This window comes from Achromobacter veterisilvae (genome assembly GCF_900496975.1).
Lineage (GTDB): Bacteria > Pseudomonadota > Gammaproteobacteria > Burkholderiales > Burkholderiaceae_B > Achromobacter > Achromobacter veterisilvae.
Genome location: NZ_UFQC01000001.1, coordinates 226,127 through 238,831, shown reverse-complemented (window position 1 = coordinate 238,831; position 12,705 = coordinate 226,127). Strand labels below are relative to the sequence as shown.

At 70.0% G+C, this 12,705-nt stretch carries 7 protein-coding genes; 2 read left to right on the top strand and 5 right to left on the bottom strand.

The window, feature by feature from the left end; translation table 11 throughout:
- Positions 1-113 precede the first annotated feature (113 nt).
- Together AVE30378_RS01080 and AVE30378_RS01075 are read right to left on the bottom strand one after the other, a co-directional pair.
- Positions 114-464, bottom strand: coding sequence for a DUF3325 domain-containing protein (locus AVE30378_RS01080; RefSeq protein WP_129238922.1), 351 nt, complete (start codon positions 462-464; stop codon positions 114-116).
- A complete protein-coding gene (locus AVE30378_RS01075) occupies positions 461-2,068 on the bottom strand; it encodes a PepSY-associated TM helix domain-containing protein (RefSeq protein ID WP_129238921.1) in 1,608 nt (535 codons plus the stop codon). The genes AVE30378_RS01080 and AVE30378_RS01075 overlap by 4 nt, the downstream gene beginning before the upstream one ends.
- A 227-nt stretch (positions 2,069-2,295) precedes the next feature.
- Between AVE30378_RS01075 and AVE30378_RS01070 the strand changes: the two genes are divergently transcribed.
- Both AVE30378_RS01070 and AVE30378_RS01065 read left to right on the top strand, forming a co-directional pair.
- Positions 2,296-2,907, top strand: coding sequence for a hypothetical protein (locus AVE30378_RS01070; RefSeq protein ID WP_129238920.1), 612 nt, complete (start codon positions 2,296-2,298; stop codon positions 2,905-2,907).
- A gap of 10 nt (positions 2,908-2,917) precedes the next feature.
- Entirely contained in the window at positions 2,918-5,308 is a 2,391-nt protein-coding gene (locus tag AVE30378_RS01065) for a catalase (RefSeq protein ID WP_129238919.1), read from the top strand.
- Between the two features lie 34 nt (positions 5,309-5,342).
- Here AVE30378_RS01065 and AVE30378_RS01060 read toward each other — a convergent pair whose 3' ends face one another.
- From AVE30378_RS01060 to AVE30378_RS01050, 3 genes are read right to left on the bottom strand one after another with little or no spacing between them, the layout of a single operon-like run.
- The gene (locus AVE30378_RS01060; RefSeq protein ID WP_129238918.1) at positions 5,343-8,417 is read right to left on the bottom strand and encodes an efflux RND transporter permease subunit; all 3,075 of its coding nucleotides are present in this window, start codon (positions 8,415-8,417) and stop codon (positions 5,343-5,345) included.
- Complete coding sequence (locus tag AVE30378_RS01055; RefSeq protein WP_129238917.1) at positions 8,414-11,491, bottom strand: multidrug efflux RND transporter permease subunit; 3,078 nt, start codon at positions 11,489-11,491, stop codon at positions 8,414-8,416. The genes AVE30378_RS01060 and AVE30378_RS01055 overlap by 4 nt, the downstream gene beginning before the upstream one ends.
- Positions 11,488-12,657, bottom strand: a complete 1,170-nt coding sequence (locus tag AVE30378_RS01050) for an efflux RND transporter periplasmic adaptor subunit (RefSeq protein WP_129238916.1) — start codon at positions 12,655-12,657, stop codon at positions 11,488-11,490. The genes AVE30378_RS01055 and AVE30378_RS01050 overlap by 4 nt, the downstream gene beginning before the upstream one ends.
- Positions 12,658-12,705: the final 48 nt, after the last annotated feature.

The following is a 12,705-nucleotide window of genomic DNA, read 5'->3' as shown; positions in this document are numbered from 1 at the left end:
GAAAACTCTACCACCACATATGGTGAGCGCGGCGCATCGCGAGCGCGGGATATCGGCCTGGCTTGATGCGCGTCAAACGCGCAATCGGGCCCTTGTTTGCGCGACCGGGGGCCCTAGAACCCGATGCCGACCCCGGCCAGCGATATCGCCACGGCCAGCGCCGCGGTGCGCGCCGCCGGGCGGGGCGCCCAGGACAGCATCCCGACCCACAGCAGGGCGCCCGCCGACAGCCAGCCCAGCCAGGCCACCATGCCCACCGTATTGCCCCACAGGCCGACGCAGGGCAGCAGGGCCAGCGCCAGCAACAGCACGCCGGCTCCGCGCAACGCCCGGGTGTGGCCGGCGGACGGGTCGCGTCCCCAGACCTGGTCGTAGTGGCGCGGCATGGCCAGGCTCAGGCAGGCCATGCCGGAATAAGTCAGCAGCAAGGCCATGGAAACGGCGTATAGATCGTTGGTGTTCATGCCGCTGCCTCTTCGTTCGCGCGGGATTTGCGCCGCGAGGGCGCCGATGCGGGCCGCTTCCACACATGGAGGGCCGCCCAGCCCGATAGTACGCCGAAAGCCAGGGCGCCCAGTTCGACGCCGGCGCTTTCCCAGTCGCCGCGCGCGATCTGCGCATAGGGATGGTCGCCCAGGGTGGCGAAGGACAGCAGCGGCAGCAGCAGGCACAGCGCCGACAACAGGCCCAGTTGCGCGATCCAGGCGCGGCGGGGACTGCACAGCCAGGCATGGACCAGGGTCAGCGCCCAGATCAGGAAGAAGCCGCGCAGTTCCCAGGCCGCGCGGTTTTCCAGCGCGGCGGGCAGCAGGCGGTTGGCCCAGAAATAGCCGATGCAGGCGATGGCCAGCCCGGCCAGCGCGGCCACGTTCAGCCCTTCGATCAGGCGGTAGACCCGCGCCGTGGCGCCGCCGAATTCGTCGCCGTGCCTGGCGCGGCGCTTGACCATGAACAGCACCGCCCCGGTGCCCATCATGGCGGCGCCGGCCAGGCCGCAGACGAAATACAGCCACTTGATGGCCAGGCCGCCGAATTTCGCCATGTGCAGGTCGGCCATCACCTGGCGCGCCAGCGAGGGCGCGCCGCCCAGCACGCCGCCCGGCGGCCGCAGGCGCAGCAGTTCGCCGCTTGCGGAAAACTCCGCCATGCCGGTGGTGGCGCTGATGCTGCGGAAGGTGTCCGCGTCTTCGTTCCAGCCATATACGCCGATGCGCATGGAGCTGTCTTCCGGGTTGCGGATCACGATGGCGCGCGCCGTCTGCCCGATCAATCGTTCGCCATGCGCCACGATGGGTTCCAGGGCCGGCACCGCCTGCGCGATGCCGCTGCGCACGAGGGTTTCCTCGCCCTCCATTTCGGCCAGGTACCGCCGGGCGGCGTCCGGCCCCGCGCCGTAGTTCGCGGCGATGGGGGCGGGCATGAGCGCGGCGCTGGAGATCACGATGCCGGTGTAGGCGATCATGAACTGGAACGGCAGGGTCAGCACCGCCACCGCATTGTGCGCGTCCAGCCACGAACGCTGCCCCTTCCGGGCGCGGAAGGTGAAAAAGTCCTTGAAGATGCGCTTGTGCGTCACCACGCCGGAAATCAGCGCGACCAGCATCGCCATGCTGGCGAAGGCGACGATCCACAGGCCCAGGTTCGCGTCGTGCAGGGTGTAGTGGAAGTCGACGAAATGCGAGCCGCCCAGGGTGGCGCGGCCCGCGGCCTCATGGTGGTCGTCCAGTTCGGCGCCGGTGTCGGGATCCAGGTCGGCGTCGGCATACATGCCGTTCTTGTCGAACCAGTAGGCCGTCAGCCCGTTGTCGTGGAAGCGGTCGACGGGCCAGATTTCCCACATGCCGGCGCCGCCGTGGTTGCGCGTCATGTAGTCCACGGCCAGTTCGAAGCGCCGCGCCCGGTCCACCGGGACGCTTTCCTTCCGCGCCGCCAGGGCTTCCGCTTCGTGGTGCTCGGGCGTCATCCAGTGGGTGATGGGTTCGGAGAAAACGGCCAGCGAGCCCGTCAGGAAGACAGCGAACAGCAGCCAGGAGAACCATAGGCCGGCCCACGTGTGGAGCCAGGCCATGGACAGGCGGAAACCGGGTTTCAGGACGAGCCTCTTTATTGTGATGCCGCCGCGAGCCGGACGGTCTGATTTTATTGAGAATGGTTCCAATTCTAAGCGAAATGGGGCCAGGGTCGCCAGGGCGAGGGGGGCCGGCGGGCACGGGGTTTGCTGGGCACGCGTCTCAACCGCAAGGCCGCCGACGCGCGGCCGCGGCATCGAGATACGACCCGACACAGGAGCGCCCAATGAAACGCAAAGCCGGAAATGCCTCGCAGATAGAGGAATTGCTGTACCAGGCCCTGGAGACCGAGATAGGAGGATTGAACATTTACGAGACCGCCGTGTCCTGCGCGGTCAACGAAGACCTGAAGAAGGAATGGCTGGAGTACCTGGAAGAAACCCGCACGCACCGCCGCGTGCTGCTGACCGTGTTCGAGCAACTGGGGCTGGACCCCGAGCGCCAGCCGCCGGGCCGGGAGGTGGTGCGCCATATCGGCGAGGCGCTGGTCAAGGCCATGAAGATGGCGATCAGCGCGGGAGACGCGAACGCCGCCCAGTTGGTCGCGACGGAGTGCGTGGTGCTGGCCGAGACCAAGGACCACGCGAACTGGGCGCTGATCGGCGCGGTCGCCGACCAGCAGGGCGGCACCGAGGCCAAGGTGCTCAAACAGGCCTACGACGCGGTCGTCACCGACGAGGAGCACCACCTTTATCACACCATGGGCTGGTCGCGCGAGCTGTGGATCGAGGCCCTGGGATTTCCCGCCGTGCTGCCGCCTCCCGAAGAGGTCAAGCAGGTCGAGTCCGCGATCGGCGCATCCCGCGCCGAGCAGGCGCGCGGCAAGATGCTGAATTAGGAGACCCGCCATGCCTAGCAAGAAACCAGCAGGAAAGGCGGGCGCGGGCCCCGCGGTGGAGACCGCCTACCTGAATACCGACAGCGGCCCCGCCTCCGCGCCGGCGCGCGCCGCGCGCCATCCCGCCTCGAAGCGCGCCGCGGCGGTGGACGCCGCGGCGGCGGCCATGCCCCACAACGCCGGCAAGGCGGCCGAGTACGGCGAAGAGGCTGCGCGCTGTCCCTATACCGGCGCCACGGTGCCGGCGGCGGACCCGTCCGCCGGGGCGAGTTCGCTGTCCGAAAGCGCGGCGTCGGAGAAGACGAACGGCCCGGCCGAGCCGGGCGTGAATGCCGCCGGCGGCCGGCTCGAGCGCGTGCGCGCGGACGCCAGCGGCCAGGCGCTGACCACCAACCAGGGCGTGCGGGTCAGCGACAACCAGCACTCGCTCAAGGCGGGCTTGCGCGGCCCCGCGCTGCTGAAGGATTTCGTCCTGCGCGAGAAGGTCACCCATTTCGACCACGAGCGCATTCCGGAGCGCATCGTGCACGCGCGCGGCTCCGCGGCCCACGGCTATTTCGAATGCCAGCGGGCGTTGACCGACCTGACCGCCGCGGCGCCGTTCGCCGAGAAAGGCAAGCGCACGCCGGTCTTCGTGCGGTTCTCGACCGTGGCGGGAGAGCGCGGTTCGAAGGACACCGCGCGCGACGTACGCGGCTTCGCCGTGAAGTTCTATACCGACGAGGGCAACTGGGACCTGGTCGGCAACAACATGCCAGTGTTCTTCATCCAGGACGCGATGAAGTTCCCGGACCTGGTGCACGCGGTCAAGCCCGAGCCGCATCATGGCATGCCGCAGGCCGCGTCCGCGCACGACACGTTCTGGGACTTCGTGTCGCTGATGCCGGAATCCACGCACATGCTGATGTGGCTGATGTCCGACCGGGCCATTCCGCGCAGCTACCGCATGATGCAGGGCTTCGGCGTGCACACCTTCCGCTTCGTCAACGCCAAGGGCGAATCCCGGCTGGTGAAGTTCCACTGGAACCCGGTGCTGGGGACGCATTCCCAGGTGTGGGACGAGGCGGTCAAGGTTTCCGGGGCCGATCCGGACTTCCATCGCCGCGACCTCTGGGAGGCCATCGACGCGGGCAACGGCCCGCAGTGGGAGCTGGGCGTCCAGGTGTTCACCGAGGAAGAGGCGGACCAGTTCAGCTTCGACGTGCTGGACGCCACCAAGATCGTGCCGGAGGAACTGGTGCCCGTGGTGCCGGTGGGACGCCTGGTGCTGGACCGCAACCCCGACAACTTCTTCGCCGAGACGGAGCAGGTGGCCTTCTGCGCGGCGCACGTGGTGCCGGGCCTGGACTTCACCAACGATCCGCTGTTGGCCGGGCGCATCCATTCCTACGTGGATACGCAGATATCGCGGCTGGGCGGCCCCAATTTCCACGAAATCCCGATCAACGCGCCGCTGGCGCCCGTGCAGAACAACCAGCGCGACGGCATGCACCGCCAGGCGATCCACCGCGGCCGGGTGGCCTACGAGCCCAACTCGCTGGCGGGCGGCTGTCCGTTCCAGGCGGGCATGGAGGGCTTCGTGTCCTTTCCCGAGCCGGCCGCGGGCGATGAGCTGCGCGGGCATCCGGAGAAGTTCGCCGAACACTACAACCAGGCCGCCCTGTTCTACGCCAGCCAGGCCGGCTGGGAGCGCGGCCACATCGCCAGCGCCTTCGCGTTCGAACTGAGCAAGGTGACGGTGCCCGCCATCCGCCGGCGCATGGTCGCGTCCCTGCGCAACGTGTCCGACGAACTGGCGCAGGCCGTGGCGCAGGGGCTCGGCATGGAATTGCCGGACCCCTTGCCGCGCGCCATCGAGGATCCGCCCCGGCCGGAGGTCGAGGTGTCTCCCTCGCTGTCGCTGACCGCAAGGCCGGGGGATGGCGGCATCGCCACGCGCAAGGTCGCCATCCTGGTGGCCGAGGGCGTGGATGTGAAGGCCGTGTCCGCCGTGGCCGACGCCCTCATCGGCGCCGGCGCCACGGTGCGGCTGGTGGGCCAGCGCATCGGCCCGCTGGCGGCCGAGGGCGGCCAGGCGCTGGATGCCGACGGGTCCCTGGACAATCAGCCGTCGGCGTTGTTCGACGGGGCGGTGGTGCCGGGCGGCGAGGCGGCCGTCGAGCGCTTGCGGGCCGATGGGCGCGCGCTGGAATTCCTGCGCGATGCCTTCCGCCACGGCAAGACGCTGATGGGCATGGGCGAGGGCAAGCAGTTGTTCGCCGCGGCCGGCATCGAGCCGGACGAGGCCGACGGCGGCCTGCTGCTGGTGGACGGGGCGCCGGCCAAAAGCGCGCCCATGTTCATCGAGGCCCTGGCCAGGCATCGCCATCCCGAACGGGAGACCAGCCCGCCAGCGGTATAGGCGGCGGCCTTGACAAGGCGCGCGCGCCGCCTCTTCATCTGACCGCGGCGGCCCGCCACCTCAGGCGCAGCCGTTCCAGCGCCAGGTACACGATCGGCGTGGTGTACAGCGTCAGGAACTGGCTGATCATCAGCCCGCCGACGATGGCGATGCCTAGCGGCCGCCGCAGTTCCGAGCCTTCGCCCATGCCCAGCACCAGGGGCAGGGCGCCCAGCAGGCCCGCCAGGTTGGTCATCATGATGGGCCGCAGGCGCAGCATGGCGGCGCGGTGGATGGCCTGTTCCGGCGTGAGCCCTTCGCGCCGTTCGAGGCCGAGCGCGAAGTCGATCATGAGGATGGCGTTCTTCATGACGATGCCCACGAGCAGGAAGATCCCGAGCAGCGCGATCAGGGTGAATTCCATGCCGGCCAGCCGCAGCGCCAGCAGCGCGCCCACGCCGGCCGAGGGCAGGGTGGACAGGATCGTGAGCGGATGCAGGGGGCTTTCGTACAGCACGCCCAGCACCAGGTAGATGGCGACCAGCACGGCCAGGATCAGCCAGGGCTGGTCCTGCAGGCTCTGCTGGAAGTTGCGGGCGTCGCCGCCCAGGCGGGTCTGGATGTAGGACGGCACCATCAGCTTGGCCATGGCGGCGTCGATGGCGGCCAGGCCCTGTTCCAGCGATACGCCGTCCGCGAGCGAAAAACCGACCCACACGGCGGCGAACAGGCCGTCATGGTAGACGCGGTCGTTGACCAGCCCGTACTCGTAGGTGGCGAATGCCGTCAGCGGCACGCGCTCGCCGTTCGCGGCCACGACCTGCACCTGTTCCAGCACGTCCGGATCCTCGGTGTAGCGCGGGTCCAGTTCCAGCACCACGCGGTACTGGTTCATGGCGTCGTACAGGGTGGCGACCTGCCGCTGGCTGAAGGAGTTGCTGAGCATGCTGCTGACGGTGCCCATGTCCACGCCCAGCCGCTGGGCGGCGCTGCGGTCGATGTCGATCACCACCTGCTGCGTGGCGCCGTCGCCCTGGGCGTCCACGTCGCGCAGTTCGGGGATCTCCTGCATGGCCTTGGATATCTTGCGCGACCACTGACGCAGGGCGGGGACGTCGCTGGCCATGATGGCGAGTTCATGGTCGCCCGAGTTGCCGAAGCCGCCGGGCATGCGCAGGTCCTGGTCCACGTTCAGGAAGAACATGCCGCCGGGCACCGGCGGGGCGTTCGCGCGCAGCCAGTTGATGACCTCCGTCGACGATTCCTTGCGTTCGGACGCGGGTTTCAGGCGGATCAGGAAGAGCGAATTGCTGATGCCCAGGCCGCCGCCGTTGTAGCCGATGACGTCCTGCACGGCGGGGTGCTTGAGCACCAGTTGGCGGTAGACGTCGATCTTGGGCTGCATGACCTGGAACGAGAAGCCGTCGTCGCCGCGCACGAAGCCCATGAGCTGGCCGGTGTCCTGCACGGGCAGGAACCCCTTGGGCGCCTGCACATATAGATAGACGTTCAACCCCACCACGCCGGCCAGCAGCAACAGGGTCAGCCGGGCATGGCCCAGCACGCGCGCCAGGCTGCGGCCGTACCAGGCGTGGATGCGCGCATAGGCCGCCTGTGTCCGCGACGCGGGCGCGCCGGCGCCGGGGGACGGCCGGGCGGCGGGCCTGAGCCAGCGGGCGCACAGGCTGGGAATGATGGCCACCGATACGACCAGCGAGATGACCGTCGCCGCCACCAGGGTGATGGAGAATTCGCGGAACAGCCGTTCGACCAGGCCGCCCATGAACAGGATGGATACGAAGACCACGCTCAGCGCCACGGTCATGGCGACCAGGGTGAAGCCCACTTCGCGCACGCCGCGCAGCGCCGCCGCGCGCGGCGACAGGCCGCGTTCGAGGTGGCGCGAGATGTTCTCCAGCACGACGATGGCGTCGTCCACGACCAGGCCGGCCGCGACGATCAGCGCCATCAGCGACAGGTTGTTCAGCGAAAAGCCCCACAGGTACATGACGGCGAAGGTGGCGATCAGGCACACCGGGATCGCCACGCTGGGGATGGCCGCCGCGCGGGCGTTGCCCAGGAAGGCCCAGACCACCAGGATCACCAGCGCGGTGGCCAGCCCCAGCGTGATGTGGGCCTCGCGCAAGGTCGCGTCGATGCCGGGCGAACGGTCCAGCGCCACGGTCAGGTCCACGTCGGCCGGCATCAGCGCGCGCAGGCCGGGCAGGGCCCGGTTGATGGCCCGGATGGTCTCGATGATGTTCGAGCCGGGCTGGCGGCTGATGGTCAGGACGACCGCCGGGTTGCGGTTGTGGAAACCGCTGCTGTAGCGGTTTTCCACCGAATCGCTCACCCGCGCCACTTGCGACAGGCGGATGACGGCGCCGTCCTGGTAGCGCACGATCAGGCTGTCGTATTCGCGCGCGCTGCGGGGCTGCTCGGGCGTGCCGACTTCCCAGCGCCGGGCGGCGGAATCCAACTGGCCTTGCGGCCCCATGGGCGCCGCGTTGGAGATCGCCTTGCGGACGTCGTCCAGCGCCACGCCGTAGTGGGACAGCGCATTGGGGTTGACCTGCACGCGCACGGCGGGCAGCGAACTGCCGCCCATCGTCACTTCGCCCACGCCGTTGATCTGCGAAATCTTCTGCGCCAGCACGGTCGAGCCCAGGTCGTAGAGCTGGCCGGCGGGGCGGGTCGGGGAACTGAGCGCCAGCGCCATGATGGGCGCCTGCGAGGGATTGATCTTGCGGTAGCTGGGATTGTCGGGCATGCCGGAGGGCAGGTCCGCGCGGGCCGCGTTGAGGGCGGCCTGCACGTCGCGGGCGGCCTCGTTGATGTCGCGGTCCAGGTCGAACTGCAACTGGACGCGGGTGGCGCCCTGGTTGCTGGAGGAGGTCATCGCGCTGACGCCCGCGATGCTGCCCAGCGCGCGCTCCAGCGGCGCGGCCACGGTGCTGGCCATGCTTTCGGGGCTGGCGCCCGGCAGTTCGGCCCGCACTTCGATGGTGGGGAAATCGACCTGCGGCAGGGGCGCCACCGGCAGCAGCCGCCAGGCCACCGCGCCCAGCAGGGTCAGCGCCAGCGCCAGGAAGATGCAGGCGACCGGACGATGCAGCAGGGCCCGGATCATGGCGCCGGGCCTTCAGCCCCCGGCCTGGCCGCGGAGACGCCGCGCCGGCCCAGTCGGTGGAAGAACAGGTAGACCGCGGGCGTGGTGAACAGCGTCAGGACCTGGCTGACCAGCAGCCCGCCCACCATGACCCAGCCCAGCGGCTGGCGCAGTTCGGCGCCCGAGCCGGTGGCCAGCATCAGCGGCAGCGCGCCGAACAGCGCCGCCAGCGTGGTCATCAGGATGGGGCGCAGGCGCAGCAGCGCGGCTTCGCGGATCGCGTCGTGGGGCGCCAGGCCGCGCGTGCGCTCGGCCTCCAGCGCGAAGTCCACCATCATGATGCCGTTCTTCTTCACCAGCCCGATCAGCAGGATGATGCCGATGACGGCGATCAGGTCCAGCGGACGCCCGGTGAGCAGCAGCGCGAGCAGCGCGCCGACGGCGGCCGAGGGCAGCGTGGACAGGATGGTGACGGGATGGATGGCGCTTTCGTACAGCATGCCCAGCACCAGGTACATGGTGACGACCGCCGCCAGCATCAGCCACAGCGTATTCGACAGCGAGGCCTGGAACGCCGACGCCGCGCCCTGCAGCCGCAGCTCCACGCTTTCGGGCATGCCGATTTCCTGCCGCGCCGATTCGATGGCGGCGATGGCCTCGCCCAGCGAACCGCCGCGCGGCAGGTTGAACGACAGGTTCACGGCGGGGAACTGCGACAGGTGGTTGACGGCCAGGGGCACGGCGCGCTCGCTGACGGTGGCCAGCGCCGACAGCGGAATGGCGTGCCCGTCCGCGCTCTGCAGGTGGACGCGCTCCAGCGCGTCCGGGCTCAGCGCCAGCTTGCGGTCCACTTCCAGCACCACGCGGTACTGGTTGGACTGCGTGAACAGCGTGGCGACCTGGCGCTGGCCGAAGGCGTTGTAGAGGGTCTGGGCCACGTCGTCCATGGTCACGCCCAGCCGGGCGGCGGCGTCGCGCGAGACCTCCAGGTAGGCCTGGCGGCCGTCGCCCTGCAGGTCGGACGAGATATCGGCCAGTTCGGGCGCCTGCGCCAGCCGCTGCGTCAGCAGGCCGCTCCAGCGCGCCAGCAGCGCGGCGTCCGGCGAGGTCAGGCTGAACTGGTACTGGCCGCGGCTGACCCGGTCCTCGATGTTCAGTTCCTGCACGGGCTGCAGGAACAGGGAAATGCCCTGGACCTCGCGGGCGCGCGCGTCCAGCCGGGCCATGATGTCCGCCAGCGGCGCGCCGCGCTCGGCCCAGGGCTTCAGGTTGACCAGCAGCCGGCCGGTGTTCAGCGTGGTGTTCATGCCGTCGATGCCGATGAAGGACGACAGGCTGGCGACGTCGGGGTCGGCCAGCAGGCTGTCGGCCACCGCCTGCTGGCGGCGCGCCATGGCCTCGAACGACGTGCTCTGGGACGACTGGGTCACGCCTTGCAGGGTGCCGCCGTCCTGCACCGGGAAGAAGCCCTTGGGCACGGCCAGGTACAGCAGCCCGGTGAGCGCCACGGTGGCCAGCATGGCCGCCAGGGTCAGCCGCTGGTGGCGCAGGGTGGCGTCCAGCCAGCCGGCGTAGCGCGCCTGGATCCGGTCCAGCAGCCCCGGGCGGGTTTCGGCGTGGGCCGGCAGCAGCCGCGCGCACATCATGGGGGTGAGGGTGAGCGACACCGCCAGCGAAATGAGGATGGCGACCGCCAGCGTGACGGCGAATTCGCGGAACAGCCGGCCCACCACGTCTTCCATGAAGAGCAGCGGGATCAGCACGGCGATCAGCGACAGGGTCAGCGAGACCAGCGTGAAGCCGATCTGGCCGGCGCCCTTGAGCGCGGCGGACATCGGGCTGTGCCCCTGTTCGCGGTAGCGCGCGATGTTCTCCAGCATGACGATCGCGTCGTCCACCACGAAGCCCGCGCCGATGGTCAGCGCCATCAGCGTGAGGTTGTTGGTGGAGAAGCCCGCCAGGTGCATGAAGCCGAAGGTGCCGATCAGGGACAGCGGCACGGCCAGGCTGGGGATCAGCGTGGCGGGCAGGTTGCGCAGGAACAGGAAGGTCACCAGCACGACCAGCCCCACGGCGAACGCCAGTTCCCACTGCACGCCCCGCACGGACGCGCGGATGCTCTCGGTGCGGTCGGTCAGCACGCGGACTTGCACGGCGGCGGGCAGGCTGGCCGTCAGTTGCGGCAGCAGCGCCTTGACCTGGTCGGCCACGGCGATGACGTTGGCGCCCGGCTGGCGCTGGATGTTCACCAGCACGGCGGGTTGCCGGTCGACCCAGGCCGCCAGGTAGCGGTCCTCGGCGCCGTCCTCCACGCTGGCGACCTGTCCCAGCCGCACCGGCGCGCCGTTGCGCCAGGCCACGATCAGCTCGCGGTATTCCTCGGCGCTTTGCAACTGGTCGTTGGCGTCCATGATGACCGAGCGCACCGGGCCGTCGAAGCTGCCCTTGGGCTGGTTCGAATTCGCCTTGCCGATGGCTTCCTGCACGTCCGCCAGCCGCAGCCCGCGCGCGGCCAGCGCCATCGGGTTGACCTGCACGCGCACGGCGGGCCGCTGGCCGCCGGCCAGGCTCACCATGCCCACGCCGGACAGTTGCGACAGGCGCTGCGTCATGCGTGTGTCGACCAGGTCGTAGACCTTGGGCAGGGGCAGGGATTCCGAGGTGACGGCCAGGGTCAGGATGGGCACGTCGGCGGGGTTGACCTTGCGGTACACGGGCGGGGTGGGCAGGTCGCCGGGCAGCAGCGAGCCGCTGGCGCTGATGGCGGCCTGGACCTCCTGTTCGGCCACGCCCAGCGACACGTCCAGCGAGAACTGAAGCGTGATCACGGAAATGCCGCTGCCGCTGGTGGACGACATCTGCTTCAGGCCCGGGATCTGTCCGAAGCGCCGCTCCAGCGGGGCGGTGACGGCGCGGGCCGTCACGTTCGGGCTGGCGCCGGGATACTGCGTGATCACCTGGATGATGGGGTAGTCCACCTGCGGCAGGGCCGCCACCGGCAGCATGCGCCAGGCCAGGATGCCCGACAGCAGCAGGGCGATCATCAGGAAGGACGTGGCGACGGGGCGCAGGATGAAGGGGCGTGACAGGCTCATGGATTCTGCTGGTCGACGATGTGCACGTCCCGGCCGTCGTGCAGGCGGTCCACGCCTTCCACCACGACGCGCTCGGCCGGGGCCAGGCCCGATTCCACGACGATGCGCCCGGCGTTGGAAGGCCCGAGGCGCAGCACGCGGCGGCTGGCGCGCCGGTCTTCTCCGATCACGAAGACGAAAGCGCCTTCGGACCCGTACTGCACCGCGGCCGTCGGAATGGTGACGACGTCGTCCTGCTGCACCACCGCCAGCCGGACGTTCACGAACTGGTTGGGGAACAGCGATTCGTCGGCGTTGTCGAAGCGGGCGCGCAGCCGGACGGTGCCGCTGGCGGCCTGGATGCGGTTGTCCAGCGCTTCCAGCGTGCCTTCGGCGAGGAGGCGGCGGTCGTCCGCGTCCCAGGCCTGCACGCGCGGCGCGGCCGCGCGAGCCTGCGCCTGCCGCAGGATGTCCAGGCGAGTTTCCGAGATGCTGAACAGCACCGAGATGGGCCGGGTCTGCACCAGCGTGGTCAGCCCGTCGGTGTTGTCCGCCCGGACGTGGTTGCCGGCGTCGACGCGGCGCAGCCCGATGCGGCCGTCCTGCGGCGCGACGATGCGGGTATGGCCGAGCAGCCGCCGCGCGTCGGCGACCTGCGCCTCGTTCTTCATGCGCTGGGCCGAATAGGCGCGGACTTGCGCTTCGGCGGTGTCCAGTTGCTGGCCGGCCACGGCTTCCTGGCGGGCCAGCTTGCGGTAGCGCAGCAGGTCCGCCTTGGCGTTGTCCAGCAGCGCCTGCGTGCGCGCGAGTTCGCCCTCGGCGGAGGCCAGCGCCGCGGCATACGGGCGCGCGTCGATCTCGGCCAGCAACTGGCCCCGCGCCACGGCCTGGCCCTCGGTGAAATGCAGCTTCAGCAGTTCGCCGTCGACCTGGCTGCGCAGGGTGACCTGCGCCAGCGGGGTGACGGTGCCCAGCGCGTGCAGGTCGCGCTGCAGCGGGCCGATCGCCGCGGCGGCCACGCTGACGGCCACGGGGATCTGCCCGTATTCGGGCGGGCGGACGCCGGGGGAACCCTTGGGGCCGGCCAGCCAGAACGCCAGGGCGGCGAGGGCGGCCAGCGCCAATGCGGCGGCCAGGACCAGGCGTTTACGGGGGGAACCAGGGCCCGCGGGGAGGGGCAGGGACATCGGGACTGCCAAGCTTGGGGATTGGGGACAGTTCGGATTCTATATGAA